The 16,980-nt window shown below is 57.3% G+C and carries 12 protein-coding genes and 1 pseudogene; 10 read left to right on the plus strand and 3 right to left on the minus strand.

Going from position 1 to position 16,980, the window contains the following annotated elements; all coding sequences use genetic code 11:
• The first annotated feature begins 53 nt into the window (after positions 1-53).
• Positions 54-1,031: a glycosyltransferase family 9 protein gene (locus QMZ18_RS04570; protein WP_282605043.1), complete on the plus strand. Its 978-nt coding sequence runs from the start codon at positions 54-56 to the stop codon at positions 1,029-1,031.
• Here the strand turns inward: QMZ18_RS04570 and QMZ18_RS04575 are convergent.
• Positions 1,011-1,952 carry a glycosyltransferase family 9 protein gene (locus QMZ18_RS04575; protein ID WP_282605044.1) on the minus strand — a complete coding sequence of 314 codons (942 nt, stop codon included), beginning with the start codon at positions 1,950-1,952 and terminating at the stop codon, positions 1,011-1,013. The two genes, QMZ18_RS04570 and QMZ18_RS04575, sit on opposite strands and share 21 nt — an antisense overlap.
• A gap of 204 nt (positions 1,953-2,156) precedes the next feature.
• On the opposite strand from QMZ18_RS04575, the gene zapE reads away from it, so the two are divergent.
• The 9 genes and pseudogenes from zapE (at position 2,157) to QMZ18_RS04620 (ending at position 15,168) form a co-directional block, all read left to right on the plus strand.
• Positions 2,157-3,275 carry a cell division protein ZapE gene (gene zapE / locus QMZ18_RS04580; protein WP_282605045.1) on the plus strand — a complete coding sequence of 373 codons (1,119 nt, stop codon included), beginning with the start codon at positions 2,157-2,159 and terminating at the stop codon, positions 3,273-3,275.
• Positions 3,276-3,561: 286 nt separating this feature from the next.
• Positions 3,562-4,509: pseudogene (gene mdh, locus QMZ18_RS04585) on the plus strand (malate dehydrogenase); the annotation flags it as partial.
• 677 nt (positions 4,510-5,186) lie between these two features.
• Positions 5,187-6,383 (plus strand): ADP-forming succinate--CoA ligase subunit beta, encoded by a 1,197-nt coding sequence (sucC, locus tag QMZ18_RS04590; RefSeq protein WP_282605046.1) that lies wholly within the window; start codon positions 5,187-5,189, stop codon positions 6,381-6,383.
• Complete coding sequence (gene sucD / locus QMZ18_RS04595; protein ID WP_282605047.1) at positions 6,384-7,259, plus strand: succinate--CoA ligase subunit alpha; 876 nt, start codon at positions 6,384-6,386, stop codon at positions 7,257-7,259.
• A 60-nt stretch (positions 7,260-7,319) separates the two neighbouring features.
• A complete protein-coding gene (locus QMZ18_RS04600) occupies positions 7,320-10,244 on the plus strand; it encodes a 2-oxoglutarate dehydrogenase E1 component (protein WP_282605048.1) in 2,925 nt (974 codons plus the stop codon).
• A 114-nt stretch (positions 10,245-10,358) separates the two neighbouring features.
• Complete coding sequence (odhB, locus tag QMZ18_RS04605) at positions 10,359-12,038, plus strand: 2-oxoglutarate dehydrogenase complex dihydrolipoyllysine-residue succinyltransferase (RefSeq protein ID WP_282605049.1); 1,680 nt, start codon at positions 10,359-10,361, stop codon at positions 12,036-12,038.
• Between the two features lie 56 nt (positions 12,039-12,094).
• Positions 12,095-12,466 (plus strand): hypothetical protein, encoded by a 372-nt coding sequence (locus QMZ18_RS04610; RefSeq protein WP_282605050.1) that lies wholly within the window; start codon positions 12,095-12,097, stop codon positions 12,464-12,466.
• 28 nt (positions 12,467-12,494) lie between these two features.
• Positions 12,495-13,904: a dihydrolipoyl dehydrogenase gene (gene lpdA / locus QMZ18_RS04615; RefSeq protein WP_282605051.1), complete on the plus strand. Its 1,410-nt coding sequence runs from the start codon at positions 12,495-12,497 to the stop codon at positions 13,902-13,904.
• A 58-nt stretch (positions 13,905-13,962) separates the two neighbouring features.
• Complete coding sequence (locus QMZ18_RS04620) at positions 13,963-15,168, plus strand: MFS transporter (RefSeq protein WP_282605052.1); 1,206 nt, start codon at positions 13,963-13,965, stop codon at positions 15,166-15,168.
• Between the two features lie 3 nt (positions 15,169-15,171).
• Here QMZ18_RS04620 and QMZ18_RS04625 read toward each other — a convergent pair whose 3' ends face one another.
• Both QMZ18_RS04625 and QMZ18_RS04630 read right to left on the minus strand, forming a co-directional pair.
• Complete coding sequence (locus QMZ18_RS04625; protein ID WP_282605053.1) at positions 15,172-16,203, minus strand: tyrosine recombinase XerC; 1,032 nt, start codon at positions 16,201-16,203, stop codon at positions 15,172-15,174.
• A complete protein-coding gene (locus QMZ18_RS04630) occupies positions 16,182-16,955 on the minus strand; it encodes a DUF484 family protein (protein ID WP_282605054.1) in 774 nt (257 codons plus the stop codon). Before QMZ18_RS04630 ends, QMZ18_RS04625 begins: the two co-directional genes overlap by 22 nt.
• Positions 16,956-16,980: the final 25 nt, after the last annotated feature.

The raw sequence follows: 16,980 nt of genomic DNA on the forward strand, positions 1-16,980 counted from the left end.
CGGAAGAAGCAATTCTTGTCAGCGATGGCGGGCTGTGCTTTTTCCTGCTGCCTATGCGCATTCTATTTATCACGTCGAATCGGATTGGTGACGCCATTCAGTCGACCGGCATTCTGTCTGCCTTGATTGAGCGGCATCCAGGCGCCCAGGTGACGGTTGCGGCCGGCGCGGTTTCCGCGCCGCTGTTTAAGGCCTTACCGGAACTGGACCGTCTATTTGTGATGAAGAAACGGCCCTACGCCGGACACTGGCGTGAGCTTTGGCGGGCAGCTATTGGAACGCATTGGGACCTGGTGGTCGATTTGCGGGCCTCAAAATTCTCCTGGGCGGTACGCTGCCGGCGCAGTCTGACGGTGGCCTCCAAACTCGATGATGAGCCGCGCGTGCTTGAACTGGCTCGTCTCATTGGCCAGGAAATCGATCCGCCTGCGCCTAGAGTGTGGTTGAGCGAAGAGCATGAACGGGAGGCCGCAACTGTCCTGCCTGATGGGGTTCCGGTCCTGGCCGTCGGGCCCACCGCAAACTGGATCGGTAAGACCTGGATGCCTGAACGCTTCGGCGAATTGATTCAGCGTCTAACTGCGCCGGATGGAGCAATTCCGGGTGCCCGGATTGCCGTGTTCGGTGCGCCGGGCGAGGAAGCGCAGGCAGCACCGCTACTGGAGGCCTTGCCGGGTAACAAGACCATCGACCTGATTGGAAAGCTGGATTTGTTGTCATCCGCGGCTTGCCTTCAACGCTGCGCTTTCTTTGTGGGGAACGACAGCGGTTTGATGCACCTTTCGGCGGCGGTCGGTACCCCGACATTGGGCCTGTTCGGACCCAGTTCCGAACGGCGTTACGGCCCCTGGGGCAAACACTGCGGATACATCCGTACCCCCGAGACCTTGGATGAGATCGTTAATCAGCCAGGGTATCACCACACCCTGCCGAAAAGCTGGATGAGCAACCTCCTGGTTGAGGATGTTGAAGCGGCTGCCGTTGCCCTATTGAGTAAACTGGCGCTTGCTTCAGGAACGAGTCGGCAGTAGCCGCTGGCAGGTGGCGATGACATCGTCAAGTGATAGCTCCTCAAGGGACGCGCGTCGCAGGATCTCGATTTTGTTGCCGCGCGGGCTGACTTTCGTTGGATCTGATTCATGAGAAAAAAGAGAAACCATCGGACAACCAGCCGGGGCGATCAGGTGCATCGGCCCGGTGTCGTTGCCGACAGCGAGGACCGCGCCTTTCGCAAGCGTCGCGATCTGCAGCAAATTTGTCCGGCCGCAAAGATTAATAGCGTCGGAGCAAGTTGCGTTTATGAGATCGAGGGATTCCTGTTCCGCCGCCGTACCAAGCAGGACGGGTATGTAGTTCTGGTCGACCAACCACTGGGCAAGCTCCGCGTAGCGTTCCATGGGCCAACGTTTGGCCGGGCGATGGGGAGCTCCACCGGGAACGAGAAGTACGTAGCGGGGGGGTAAAGCGAATTCACGCAGATCAGCATCGGCAAAGGTGAGGTCGGACGCGGGGACATTCGAAATCCCGGCCAGTGCAAGCTGTTGGGCTTCGCGCGTTGAGATGTGCAAGATCTGATCGTTTGGCTGCAGGTAACGATGGGAACAGCCGGAGACTTTGCCGACCCATTGAGGTTTTGGTGTGCCGATTAAACGAAAATAGGAGGCCGAACGATCGTTGCGCTGTAAATCGTAGACTCGCTTGAAGCGACCGTCGCGTATCTTGCCGCGTAGCGCAAATAGTGCTGGCAGCTGCCAGAAGCGTGGACGGCTATCGAGCCAGACTTCGTCGAACAGGCCGCTTGCCTTTGCAAGAGACTCATAAGGTTTAGTGGTCAGGAGCGTGATCTTGGCATCTGGATGGTGTTTACGGATGGCCTGACAGGCACCGAGCGATAGAATGAAATCACCCAAGGCGCTCAGCTTGATGATCAGGATGCGTTCGGCGTGCGGCATGGCGCCCTCTTAACACCGATGTTGCGGCAATCGCAAATCTGCTTGTATCGGTATCCGTATTTTATTTGCGACGCGTGATGGGTGACGAGAAGGCAAGAATGTCTTAGTAACGGGAGGCTAGGATAATCTTTCAAGTGATCCTGGCGGCATGTGAATACAACGGTACTGAAAACAACGGCCGGAAAACGATTTCAGACGGCACTTATGGCAGACGGACCTCTCTTTACCTACCGGGGCATGCGCCGTGATGGCGCACTCAATCATGATTCGGGGCAGGAACTGGCCGCTGAAAAGCTTCAAAGCCTGCACAACGCTCTGAAGAATTATCAAGCTTCCACCGGCCGGGTTGGTTGGAAGGAGCGGCTAGGTCTGGGACAGCGCCGCATCGAACCGCCTCAGGGATTATACATTTTTGGCGGCGTCGGCACCGGTAAGTCCATGCTGATGGATATATTCTTCGAAACGGCGCCTTGCGCAGCGAAACGCCGGGTGCATTTTCACGCTTTCATGCAGGAGGTTCAGGACCGGCTGCACAACTGGCGAAAAGAGACCAAAGGCGAAAAGGCCGACCCTCTGCCGGATCTGGCCGTAGAAATAGCGACGCAGGCGACGCTGTTGTGTTTCGATGAGTTTCACGTGGTCAACATCGCGGACGCAATGATCCTGAGACGTCTGTTCGAAACCTTGTTCGAACGAGGCGTCGTGGTGGTCACAACATCGAACTGGCCACCGGATCGCCTTTACGAAGGTGGACTTCAACGCGAACGTTTTCTGCCTTTTGTCGATCTGATGAAACAGCGACTGGATGTGCTTGAATTGGACTCGGGCGTCGACTACCGACGTCACCGTATGCGCAATCTGCCGGTTTACCACGCGCCATTGGGGCCTCGCGCCACGGCCGCTCTGGACGATGCTTTCAGTCAACTGACCGAGGGCGCACAAGCCGCGCCGACTTCTCTGCACTTCAAGGGGCGCAGTCTGCCAGTCTCGCTTGCAGCGCGCGGCGTGGCGCGTTTCGGCTTCGAGGAACTCTGCGCCAAACCTCTTGGCGCCGGTGATTATCTGGCGATTGCCGTTCAATTCCACACGATCATCCTCGCCGGAGTGCCTACCCTGGGTCCTGAAAACCGCAATGAAGCCCGGCGCTTCATGACACTGGTCGATGCCCTGTATGAGCATCGGGTGAATCTCGTGGTTTCGGCCGAAGCGCCGCCTGAGCGACTTTATCCGACTGGTGACGGCGCGTTTGAGTTCGAGCGCACGGTCAGCCGACTGCAGGAAATGCGTTCCAGTGAGTACATCGCGCTCGACCATTTGACGTGACTGCGGAACAGGTTCCATGTCTTGAGTAGGCGGATTTAGCTCCCCGCTGTCCCAATGCGCTTTGCAATGAGGGACCTTGGATCAGCAAGCGGTATTTGCTTACCTTTTGTTATACTTCACTCGTTAAAAGATAAAATCCGTTCAATCTTTTGTGGCAAGTATTCGAAACCACCCCAGTTCCCTTGCCCTTGAAAGGGATTCGCGTTAGTTAACCTTAAAATATCAGGGCGTGGAGATCGCCATGCCCTCATCGCTCCGTCCTAGTAATCCGTTCAAGGAAAATTCTATGTCTCGCAAGAAGATCGCGCTCGTAGGTGCCGGTAACATCGGTGGTACGCTGGCTTTGCTCGCCGGACTGAAAGATCTGGGGGATATCGTGCTGTTCGACGTGGTCGACGGCGTGCCTCAAGGTAAGGCTCTCGATATTGCTCAGCTGTCGACCGTTGCTGGATTTGATTCCAAACTTGCCGGCAGTAGCAAGTATTCGGCGATCAAAGGCGCCGACGTAGTCATCGTGACTGCGGGTGTAGCACGCAAGCCAGGCATGAGCCGCGACGATCTTCTGGGTATCAACATTAAGGTCATGCAGGCTGTTGGCGAAGGCATCAAGAAAAACTGCCCCAAAGCTTTTGTGATCTGCATTACCAATCCGCTTGATGCCATGGTCTGGGTACTGCAGCAGGCTTCCGGTTTGCCGGCGAATAAAGTCGTCGGCATGGCCGGCGTGTTGGACTCGGCACGTTTCCGGTTGTTCCTCGCTGAAGAGTTCAATGTCTCGGTCGAAGACGTCAGTGCCTTCGTGCTTGGGGGTCATGGAGACACCATGGTGCCCATGGTACGCTACTCGACGGTTGCCGGCATTCCGCTGACGGATCTGATCAAGATGGGGTGGATCACGCGCAAACGTTTAAATGAAATTGTTGTCCGGACCCGCAACGGTGGCGCGGAAATTGTTGGTTTGCTGAAAACGGGATCGGCATTTTATGCGCCGGCGGCTTCTGCAATCGATATGGCCGAAAGTTATCTGAAGGATAAAAAGCGTGTTCTTCCCTGTGCTGTGCACATGAACGGTCAGTACGGCGTCAAGGGTATGTACGTCGGTGCGCCGGTTGTCATCGGCGCCGGTGGTGCTGAGCGGGTGGTGGAATTGCAATTGAACGCCGGTGAAAAGGCGATGCTCAATAAGTCGGTCACTGCAGTGAAGGGATTGGTCGACGCCTGCAAGGGTATCATGAAGGGCGCGTCCGCTCCTGCGAAATCGGCTGCAAAAGCAAAAGCAAAGGCAACTGCCAAGGCCCCGGCAAAGCCGGCTGCTAAGAAAGCCCCTGCGAAGAAAAAAGCTACCGCATCAGCCGCAACCTCAAAGCGCGCCGCAGCGAAGTCCGCAGCTGCGATAGCTCCAGCGGCCAAGGCAGTTGCCAAAAAGCCTGCAGCCAAAAAGCCTGTCGTAAAGAAGGCAGCGGCCAAGAAACCTGCCGCCAAGAAGCCAGCTGCCAAATCGGCAGCGGTGAAGGCTGCGAAGAAATCCGCGTCAAAAAAACCAGTAGCTAAAAAACCGGCAAGTCCTAAAGCTGCTGCGAAGAAACCAGCCGCCAAGAAGCCTGCAGCTAAGAAGCCGATTGCCAAAGCGACTACGGCCCCGAACCCGGCTGCAGCGAGTGCCGATCCAAAAAAAGCTTAGTCTAATGCAAAAAATCTTCTGTAAGTCGACGAACGAAGCCGGTTGCACAGTACAGGCAGGGTGTTAAGGTACCTTATGTCAGCGTACGCGTTTCAGTTTGATCTGCTTCAAAAGAGGAAGCAGCTGTGCCTGAAACAAACACGAAGCATCGCTTCGTCGACAAACAGCGCAGGGGATTTTCTTACGGCTCCGCACCGCCCATTCTCTTCACAAACTTCATTTGACGGTCAATGAACATTCATGAATATCAGGCCAAGAGCCTGCTCGCAAAATACGGTGTCGCGGTTCCCCGCGGCGGCGTAGCCTATACACCCGAAGAGGCTGAGAACGCCGCGCGCGAACTCGGTGGTCCGATCTGGGTGGTAAAAACCCAGATCCATGCAGGTGGCCGTGGGGCCGGACGCTTTAAGGACGATCCCGATGGGGACGGGGGCGTGCGGCTTTGCAAGTCGCTCGATGACGTCAAGGAAAACGCTCGCAAGATGCTTGGCCATGTTCTGGTGACAAAACAGACGGGCGAGGCAGGCAAACAAGTCAAGCGCCTCTATATCGAAGAAGGCTGCGACATCGCCCGAGAGCTTTATCTCGGCATGCTGATCGACCGGGCCACGAGCCGCGTAACGGTGATGGCCTCGACGGAAGGCGGCATGGAAATCGAAGAAGTCGCCGCGGCAACGCCTGAAAAGATCCTGAAGATCGCCATTGATCCTGCGCAGGGCTTCATGCCGTATCACGGCCGGCAGATTGCCTTTGGCCTTGGGCTGGAAGGCAAGCAGATCAGTGCTGCAGTCAAGTTCATGATGGCCATGTACAAGTCCTTTATGGAACTCGACGCGAGTATCGTGGAGATTAACCCACTAGTCGTCACTGGTGACGGTCAGGTGATCGCTCTCGATGCCAAGATGAACTTCGACGACAACGCGCTTTTCCGTCACAAGGACGTGGCTGACATGCGCGATGAAGACGAAGAGGATCCGATGGAGCTGGAAGCCGCGCGTCACGAGCTCAATTACGTCAAGCTCGACGGCAGCATCGGCTGTATGGTGAACGGCGCCGGTCTTGCCATGGCAACCATGGACATCATCAAGCTCTACGGCAGTGAGCCAGCCAACTTCTTGGACGTCGGTGGCGGCGCCACCAAGGAGCGTGTGACGGCTGCCTTCAAGATCATTCTTTCAGATCCGAACGTCGAGGGCATTCTCGTCAACATCTTTGGCGGCATCATGCGCTGTGACGTCATTGCCGAGGGTGTGGTCGCGGCAGCGCGCGAAGTTGAGTTGCATGTTCCCCTTGTGGTGCGCCTGGAAGGCACCAACGTGGAGCTGGGTAAAAAAATTCTCGCTGAGTCGGGTCTGCCGATTTTGTCAGGCGATAATTTGGCGGATGCGGCCGAGAAAGTGGTCGCCGCCGTGAAGGAGGCAAAGTAAATGGCAGTCCTGGTCAACAAAGATACGAAAGTCATCTGCCAAGGCTTTACCGGGGCACAGGGTACTTTCCACTCCGAACAGGCTATTGCCTATGGCACTCAGATGGTCGGCGGTGTCACACCCGGTAAGGGTGGCAGTTCCCATCTCGATCTGCCGGTATTCGACACGGTTGCCGAAGCGGTCGAGACCGCCGGTGCCAATGCTTCCGTTATCTACGTTCCGCCGCCCTTTGCCGGCGACGCTATTCTGGAAGCGGTGGATGCGGGAATTGAGCTGATTGTCTGCATCACCGAGGGTATTCCGGTGCTCGACATGGTCAAGGTGAAGCGTGCCCTGGCCGGATCGAAGTCCCGTCTGGTCGGCCCGAACTGTCCAGGCGTTATCACCCCTGACGAATGCAAGATCGGCATTATGCCGGGCCATATCCATCAGCGCGGTAAGATCGGCGTGGTTTCGCGTTCGGGTACGCTGACCTATGAAGCCGTTGCGCAAACCACGGCGGCCAATCTCGGTCAGTCGACCTGTATTGGCATCGGAGGCGATCCCGTGAACGGGACCAACTTTATCGACTGTTTGGACATGTTCCTGAAGGATCCGGAAACCGAAGGTATCATCATGATTGGTGAAATCGGCGGTAGTGCCGAGGAGGAGGCCGCTGAGTTCTACAAGGCTTCCGGCACGCAGAAACCGATCTGCGGGTTCATTGCCGGCGTCACGGCTCCTCCGGGCCGTCGTATGGGCCATGCAGGTGCAATTATCGACGGTGGACGCGGTGGTGCGGGCGACAAGATCGAGGCGATGAAGTCCGCTGGCTTCCTGGTCGCCGATTCCCCTGCAAGCTTGGGCAGCACGATGCTGCGCGCCATGCAAGGTTAACAGGAAAGAAAAGAGGAGGTGGCTTGGCCGGGGCCACCCGGACCGGGCTGAGACGGAAAGATGTCAAACCCGCATCACGATATGGATCCAGTCTATTACGGTCCAAATGCCGCGGTCATCGCGGACCTTTATTCGAAGTTTCTGGCCAACCCCGGGTCTGTAGATGAAGGCTGGAAATCCTTCTTCGGCGATCTCGAAGACGATGCGCGTAACCTCCTGACGGGTATGAACGGTGGGGCGGCTCCCGCCGCCGCACCGGTCCCGGCCGGTGTCACCAACGGTGTCATGCCCGCGGGTGGGATTACGCCGGCGGACGTTCGTGCTGCGACACTCGATTCGATCCGGGCTCTGATGTTGATCCGTGCTTATCGTGTGCGAGGACATCTTGAAGCCAAGTTGGATCCGCTCGGCCTGAAACCGGTTGAGCCGCATCCCGAACTGGATCCCAAAACCTACGGCTTTACGGATAGCGATCTCGATCGGCCGATCTTTATTGATCGTGTGCTGGGATTGGAAACGGCGACGCTTCGTCAGATTGTCGAGGCGGTGCGCAAGACCTATTGCGGAACCATCGGCGTGGAGTTCATGCATATTCAGGATCCGGCGCAGAAGGCCTGGATTCAGGAACGTGTGGAATCGATCCACAATCAGACTGAATTTACCTACAATGGCAAGAAGGCGATTCTTGAGCGCCTGATTGCAGCGGAAGGCTTCGAGCAGTTTCTCGATAAGAAGTACACCGGCACCAAGCGGTTTGGCCTGGATGGCGGCGAGTCTATGATTCCAGCGTTGGAGCAGATCCTTAAACGCGGCAGTCAGCTCGGGCTGGAAGAGGTTGTTGTCGGTATGCCGCACCGTGGCCGCCTCAATGTTCTTGCGAACTTCATGGGCAAGCCTTTCACAGCGATCTTCTCTGAGTTTCAGGGCGGTGCAGCTCATCCGGAAGACATCGGTGGGTCCGGCGATGTGAAGTACCATCTGGGAACCTCTTCGGACCGCGAGTTCGATGGCACAACGATTCATCTCTCGTTGACCGCCAATCCCTCGCATCTCGAGGCAGTGAATCCTGTGGTGGTCGGCAAGGTACGCGCGAAACAGAATCAGCGTGAAGTGCGTGACAACAAAAAGGTCATGGCGTTGCTGATGCACGGCGACGCGGCCTTCGCCGGACAAGGCCTGGTTCCCGAGACACTCGATCTTTCAGAGCTCAAGGGTTACCGGATCGGTGGAACCATTCACTTCGTGGTCAATAACCAGATCGGCTTTACCACCAACCCAGTGAACTCCCGTTCCGGCCCCTATTGTTCCGATGTCGCCAAAATCATCCAGGCGCCAATCCTGCACGTCAATGGTGACGATCCGGAAGCGGTCGTGCACGTCGCCCGTATCGCGACGGAGTTCCGACAGACTTTCGAAAAAGATGTTGTCATCGACATGTTCTGTTATCGCCGCTTTGGCCATAACGAAGGCGATGAGCCCGCGTTCACGCAGCCGCTCATGTACCGGAAGATCAAGAAGCACCCGACCACGCGGCAAATTTATGCGGACTATCTTATTTCTCAGGGTACTTTCACCCGGCAGGAAACCGATTCCATGGTTCAGGAATGGGTGCAGCGATTGGAGCAAGATTTCGAGTCGTCAAAATCCTTCAAGCCCAACAAGGCGGATTGGTTGGAAGGGGCATGGAGCGGTCTCGATATCGCCCGCGGATATGACGCGCGGCGTGGCAAGACGGCGGTTCCGATCAAGACATTGAAAGAAATCGGATCCGCGTTGACGCGTGTTCCCGACGATTTCAACCTCAATCGCAAGATCGCGCGCCAGCTCAAGACCAAAGAAGACATGTTCAAATCCGGCGAAGGGATCGACTGGGCGACAGCGGAAGCACTTGCCTTCGGCTCGCTTTTGATCGAGGGATCGCCGATCCGCCTCTCGGGACAGGATTGTAATCGCGGCACCTTCTCGCACCGCCATGCCGCATTGATCGATCAGGAAGACGAAACCCGCTACAAGCCGCTCAAGTACATTCGGGAAAATCAGGCCCAGATCGAGATTTTCGACAGTCCGCTAAGCGAATTGGCGGTACTTGGCTTTGAGTACGGCTATTCCTTGGCAGAACCGCGGGCGTTGGTTCTTTGGGAGGCGCAGTTCGGTGACTTCGTCAATGGAGCGCAGATCATCATCGATCAGTTCATTGCCTCCGGTGAGTCCAAATGGCTGCGCATGTCCGGTCTTGTGATGCTTCTGCCGCACGGTTACGAAGGGCAGGGGCCGGAGCATTCCTCGGGACGCGTCGAACGCTTCCTGCAGCTTTGCGCCGAGGACAACATTCAAGTCGTCAATTGCACAACACCGGCCAACTATTTCCACGTGCTGCGGCGTCAGCTCAAGCGGGACTTCCGCAAGCCACTGATTATTATGACGCCCAAATCGCTGCTTCGGCACAAGCGTGCCGTTTCCAAACTCAGCGATATGGGACCGGGCAGCGGTTTCCACCGGGTCATGTATTGCGATGATGTCCCAAGTAAACCGAAAGACGCCAAGCAGGTCGTGATCTGCACCGGCAAGGTGTACTACGACTTGGTTGAGGAGCGTGAAAAACGTGGCGTCAAGGACGTGCATTTCCTGAGGATGGAGCAGCTCTATCCTTTCCCGGCCGACGCGCTCGCCATGGAATTGGAGCCCTACCGCAACTGCGATGTTGTCTGGTGCCAGGAAGAGCCGCGGAACATGGGCGCCTGGAATCACGTCTCGGAGTTTATTGAAGAAGTTGCTGCGGAGATGGGATTCAAGAATCCCCGGCCACGTTACGCAGGGCGGTCGTCAGCGGCCTCTCCCGCGACCGGCCAGAATAAACGCCATCTTGCGGAACAGGCTGCTTTGATTAATGAGGCCTTGACGCTTGGTCTCAAACCGCTTGGCCGTATCGCTTCGCGCAAAGCTGCGGCGGAAGGTAAAGGCGGGAAAAAAGCCGCGAAGAAATAGTCGTTGGGGGACTGAAACGGCAAGGTTCTTAAATACCGTTTCTTCCACCGCTGTAAGATAGAGTGACTACGGGTAGCCGAGAGGTGCCCGCCAACATGGGGTGAGTAACAGACGATGGCGACGGATATTGTTGTTCCGACTCTCGGGGAGTCGGTAAGCGAGGCGACGGTCGCGCAGTGGCTCAAAAAACCGGGTGAAGCGGTTGCGAGGGACGAAGCCGTTGTCGAACTTGAGACCGACAAGGTGACCCTTGAAGTAAATGCAGCCGAAGCCGGTGTTCTCACCGAGGTCGTCGTGGCCGAGGGAGAAAACGTTGGAGTTGGTGCGCTTCTCGGCCGGATTGGTGAAGGTAGCGGGGCTGCTGCAACTCCGGTTGCCAAAGCCGAGCCTGCTGCTCCAGCCGCGCCAACAGCAGATTCGACGCCTCAGGCGCCGGTACTGTCGCAAAGTGCAGCCGTAAACGATGGCGAGCCCGTCGAAGTTGTGGTTCCCACTCTGGGTGAATCTGTCTCCGAAGCGACGATCGCTCAGTGGATGAAAAAAATTGGCGACCCGGTGGCCGCTGACGAGGCGCTGCTCGAACTTGAAACCGATAAGGTGACGCTGGAAGTCAATTCGCCGACCAATGGCACTTTGACCTCCATTGTTGCGGAAGAAGGCGCTACGGTTGGTGTCGCTGCGGTGCTTGGCGTCGTCACTTCCGGAGCAGCGGTTCCGGCTGCCGCAGCCAGCCCCACACCCAGCCCTGCTGCTGCGCCGGCAGAGGCTCCGGCTGCTGCAACGCCTGCGGCAACCGCATCGCTGGATCCTGCTTCCGCACCCCGGAGTGGCGCCAACGGCGGTATCAGTAAGGCGGACATGGTGGCTTTCCTGTCCGCTAATACGCCACCTGCGGCCATGACTCTGTCTCCGGCCGTGCGCAAACTGATAGACGAAAAAAACCTGAACCCGGCACTGATTAAAGGGTCCGGTAAAGACGGCCGGATCACCAAGGATGATGTCCTTGCCTTTATCGAAAATCCGCCACCGCCACCTGCCGCACCTGCGGCGGTAACGGCAGCAGCGCCGGAACCTGCTGCGGCTCTTGCATCTGCGCCACGCGAAGAGCGTGTGAAGATGACCAAGCTGCGCAAGACAATCGCGCGGCGCCTTAAGGAAGCGCAAAACACAGCGGCCATGCTCACCACCTTCAACGAGGTTGATATGGGCGCGGTCATGGCTCTGCGGGCGCAGTACAAGGAAGGCTTCGAGAAAAAACACGGCGTAAAGCTCGGTTTTTCCTCCTTCTTCACCAAGGCTGTCGTGGCTGCTTTGCAATCCTTGCCGGCTGTAAATGCGAAGATCGATGGCGAGGAACTTGTCTACAATCATTTCTACGATGTCGGCATGGCGGTCTCGACCCCGAGCGGATTGATGGTTCCGGTGATGCGGGATTGCGACCAGAAGTCATTTGCGGAAATCGAAAAAAGCCTGGGCGAGTTGGCCAAGAAAGGCCGCGATGGCAAGTTGTCGATGGACGAGATGACTGGCGGCACCTTTACCATCACCAACGGTGGTGTGTTCGGCTCGATGATGTCGACTCCGATTTTGAATATGCCGCAGTCGGCGATCCTTGGCTTGCACAAGATTCAGGACCGCCCCATGGCGGTCAATGGTCAGGTAGAAATTCGGCCGATGATGTATCTCGCGCTTAGCTATGATCATCGCATCATCGATGGCCGAGAGGCTGTCACCTTCCTGGTTCGTGTGAAGGAAGCCATCGAAGACCCACAACGCCTGCTGTTGGACATGTAAGTTCATTGGTATCGCGTTGTTGAGATGGCGGTTTATCAGGAAACAGGCTGACGGCGATGGATTTGAGGAAGCTGACACGCTTTTTGGATGTCGATGGAGAGGCGGAATACGAACTCGACTTGCGTGGTTTGGATCTGCCCCACAGTCTGGCGTCTATTGACCGGATGGTGGAGCGTCAGCGGTTCCGCGACGAAGCCAGAACCGTCCGGATCGGGTTGGAAGCTGCCAGCGCCGACAGTGGCGCAACGTTGTTCGGCCCAGTCGGGCGCTATCTTGTCGAACTGATGAAAAAGGGACTTATCGCCAAGACACGGCCTTTAGCCAACGTCGACGGCGGCGGGTTCCTGGTCGAATTGCCTGCCGGCAAAGCGCCGAAGGAAACTGAAACGTCCGACTCGGACGCGGGAGTCCCAGGCACGGACGATTAAAAGAGTTACGAAGAGGAAGTCGAGAGTCATGAGTGATCAGGAATACGATCTTGTCGTTATCGGCGGTGGTCCGGGCGGCTACGTTGCGTCGATCCGTGCGGCCCAGCTCGGCATGAAGACGGCATGCGTTGAAAAACGCGGCGCGCTCGGCGGCACTTGTCTGAACGTCGGGTGCATTCCTTCCAAGGCTTTGCTTCAGTCGTCGGAGAAGTTTGCCGAGGCGAACAAACACTTTGCCGCTCATGGCGTAAAGCTCGGGAAGGTCGAGCTGGATCTCAAGACCATGATGGCCCGCAAGGACAAGGTGGTCGTTGATCTTACAACCGGTATCGAGTTTCTGTTCAAAAAGAACAAGATCACTTACGTCAAAGGTGAGGGTTCAATTCCCAAGGCTGGTGAAGTCGCGGTCAAATTGGCGGATGGCGGCAGCGAAACGCTGAAAACCAAGAAAATCCTGATTGCGACCGGCTCGGAGAGCACGCCTCTGCCAGGTCTTGATATCGATGAAAAACAGGTCGTGACTTCAACCGGCGCCCTGGGGCTTAGTAAGGTGCCGAAATCCATGGTCGTGGTTGGTGCAGGCGTTATCGGTCTGGAATTGGGATCTGTTTGGTCGCGCCTGGGTGCCGAAGTGACAGTGGTCGAGTTTCTCGATCGAATTTTACCCGGGATGGACGGTGATATTGCCAAACAGACTCAGCGTGTGCTGAGCAAACAGGGCTTGAAATTCAAGCTTGGCAAAAAAGTTACTGGAGCAAAGAAAACCAAAGCCTCGGTTGCTCTGAGTGTCGAGCCGGCAAAGGGCGGCGATGCGGAAGAAATCAAAGCCGATGTGGTGTTGGTTTCAATCGGCCGCCGGCCCTACACCAATGGCCTGGGACTGGAAGAGTTGGGCGTCGCCAAGGACAACCGGGGTGTGATCCAGGTGAACGCCTCTTTCGAGACCAGCGTGCCGGGTGTCTACGCCATCGGCGACTGCATTCCTGGTCCTATGCTTGCCCACAAAGCAGAAGACGAAGGGGTTGTCTGTGTTGAGATGATGGCCGGCCAAAGCGGTCACATCGATTACAATCTGGTGCCCGGTGTGGTTTATACTTGGCCTGAGGTTGCGAGCGTCGGCAAGACCGAGGAGCAGCTCAAGGAAGACGGTGTCGCTTATCGTGTCGGCAAGTTCCCCTTTACCGCTAACAGCCGGGCGCGCGCCAATGCTGATACGGATGGTTTGGTGAAAATCCTGGCAGATAAGGCAACCGACAAGGTTCTCGGCGTACATATTCTCGGACCTCTCGCGGGTGACCTGCTCGGGGAGGCGGTGATCGCCATGGAGTTTGGAGCTTCCGCAGAGGATATCGCACGGACCTGCCATTCCCATCCGGGTATGGGAGAGGCCGTAAAGGAAGCCGCGCTGGCGGTGGACGGCCGGCCCATCCACATTTGAGGCGCTCCGTTCGTCCCGTGGTTTTCATGGGCACCCGAAAGAGGCCGTCTGATCCGGCATGAATCCAATTGGACTGATTGTGGTCTTTGTGACCGCACTTGTGCTGGTCATGCTGGGCAACGCAACTTTTCCGGCGTTGATCCCTACGTTCCAGATGGAATGGAGTTTAACCAATACTGAAGCCGGTTGGATTAGCGGCGTTTATTACGCAGGCTATGCGGCTGCTGTACCCATTCTGGTCAGCCTGACCGATCGGGAAGACGCCCGCAGGATTTATCTTTTTTCAACGGCTTTAGGCGCGGTGTCAGCCCTGGCCTTCGCTCTCTGGGCGGAGGGGTTCTGGACGGCGATGGCGTTTCGCGCACTGGGCGGCGTGAGTCTGGCCGGCACCTATATGGTCGGTCTGAAAATCCTGACAGACCGGATTTCCGGCACGATTCAGAGCCGGGCGATTTCAATCTATACGGCAAACTTTGCCATCGGGAACAGCTTGTCCGTTCTGGTGGCTGGCGAGGTGACTTTGTTTGCCGGTTGGTCTTGGGCTTTCGGTGTTGCTGCAGGTGGAAGTCTTGCTGCTTTTCTCCTGGTGTTGGTGTCAGTGAAATCGGTGGCCCATCCCCACGGTCGTCAGCGGATAAAAGATGTCCTGGACGTACGCCCTGTCGTACGGAACCGACCAGCTTTCGGATACATCCTGGGCTACGTCGGACACATCTGGGAACTCTTCGGGTTTCGCAACTGGATCGTGGTTTTCTTGGCCTTCTCGATTTCTTTGCAGCCGGATCAGGCCTGGGGATTAAACGCAACCCAGGTGGCGACCGTGATCCTGCTGCTCGGATTGCCTGCAAGTATCATCGGAAATGAGTTTTCGCTTCGCTTCGGACGGCGCCGGGTAATTACCATCATTATGCTGTCCTCTGCAGCACTCGCCTTCACCATCGGCTTCACGGCGGCGCTGCCCTTTGCGGTCGTTGCTGTTTTGAGCGGATTGTATGGAATGACGATCACCGGCGAATCGGCTTCGCTAACGACCGGTGTGGTGCAGCATGCCGAGTCCTCACGAAAAGGCGCCACCATGGCGTTACAGTCGCTCCTGGGCTTCGGTGCCGGTGCCGTTTCACCTTTGGCTTTCGGTGTTGTACTTGATCTTGCCGGCGGGCAGGGAGAGATCCTCGCCTGGGGGCTGGCCTTTGGACTCCTCGGGTTGGGCGCCTTGTTGGGGCCTTTGGTTTTACTACGCCTGACAAGGCCCGCTGCGATCTGAAGACTATGCTGGTTTTTTGCGAGCCCGAGGATGCGCCTGATCGTAGGTCGCCAGAAGGCTTTCCACATCGACGTCAGTGTAGCGTTGCGTTGTCGAAAGCGACGCGTGCCCCAATAGCTCTTGGATTGCGCGTAAGTCACCGCCTCCGGCCAGCAGGTGGGTCGCAAAGCTATGACGCAGAGCGTGCGGTGTGGCGGTGTTCGGCAGGCCAAGCAGGCTGCGCAGTGATTGGATACGCTTTTGAATGATGCGGGCACTCATCGGGCCGCCTCGTAAGCCCCGGAACAGAGCATCTTCCTGTGCCAATTCGAAGGGGCAGGAACGAACATATTCCGAGATTGCTTCGGTCACGACCGGCAGCAGCGGCACCATGCGTTGTTTATTGCCTTTACCGGTGATGACCATCGTGTCCTGGCCGGCAGTTGGCGCTGAGTCGCGGGTTAAGCTTAGGGCTTCGCCAATGCGCAAACCACAACCGTAAAGCAGCAACAGCAACGCTGTGTCGCGGCGTTCAATCCAGGGTTCGTCGGAGAGCTCCCCGATGGTGTCCAATGTGTCCTGTGCTTCGCTGGCGCTAAGGGCCTTGGGGATGGATTTTGGTACCTTCGGACGGCGCAGCAGCGTGGCCGCTGTGTTTTCTGCGAGGTCCTCCTTCGTCAGCCAGCGGAAGAATCCGCGGACCACTGAGACGGCGCGGGCGTTAGAAGACTGTTTGATACCGACGCCTGCTCGCTGGGCCAACCAGGCGCGAAAGTCGGCAGTGGTCAAGGCACTCATGTGGCGCAGAGCGGGAAGTTCGCCCAGATGGCCAGCCTGGAAATTAAGAAAATGCGCAAGGTCGGTGGCGTAAGCAGCAACGGTGTGGGCAGAGAACCGCTTTTCTTCGCTAAGCCACCCAAGCCAGGAGTCGTAGGCGGCCCGCAGGTCAGGGGCGGCATCCAGGAGAATTGCCTGCGCGCGCGACAACGCCTGACGATCCGGCGATATCCCGGCGCCTCTTGCGTTGCGGGCGGTTACTCCGGCAGGCTCAGCCATGCCCGGAAGGTGTGCTCGATCACCTGGGCCAGAAAACGCAGCAGCTCGGTGCCTTGGCCCGGATCAAATTGATCCGATTGTCGGGATCCTAATGCAAGCAATGCCGGTGGTGCTTCGGAGCTAATATCGAGCCGGATGAGGGCATCAGAGCGGACCAGGCCGGCGCCGGCCCCGAAAATCAACGGATCGCCGTCGATGTCACTGCGGAGCAGGATGTTCTGAGTGGGACCGAGGGCTTCGTTCACGGTGCCTGGTTGAAGACAGCGTACGCCTGCCGGCGGCTGGCCGGGGCCGTCCTGGTCAGATTGCTCAACCGCCAGGGCAACGACATCCAGATCAAGGATGATTGCAAGGTCGGTGGTGACGGTTTCGACGAAGTGCTCAAAACTGCGTGCAGCGAGAAGGGCGATAATCGCTTCGTGGGTGCGACTCTGGGTTGCCATATTGTTTCGAACATTGACTACCAGGTCGTCCCGCGTGGCGGTCAGCTCCGAGAGATCGCTGCGCAGGCGTTCGACCATAAAGCGCTGCAGGTCGACGACACCATCGCCTTGATCGCGGCCGGGAACCTCAATGGTTTCCAGCAAAGCCGGATTTCGAGCTAGAAAATCGGGATGCCGGCGAAGGTATTCCGCGACACGGGCTGCGGAGATTGGCGCCTGTCCAGCGCTTTTTTCGGATGCGCTGTTCCCGGAGGCGGCTTTTTCCTGGCCACCCTTGTCGGGCGCGGCGTCGCTTGTGTTTCCGGTCATCTCGCTCCGCTTCGTCCTTTTTGTA

Source organism: Pelagibius sp. Alg239-R121 (assembly GCF_947331435.1).
GTDB lineage: Bacteria > Pseudomonadota > Alphaproteobacteria > Kiloniellales > Kiloniellaceae > Denitrobaculum.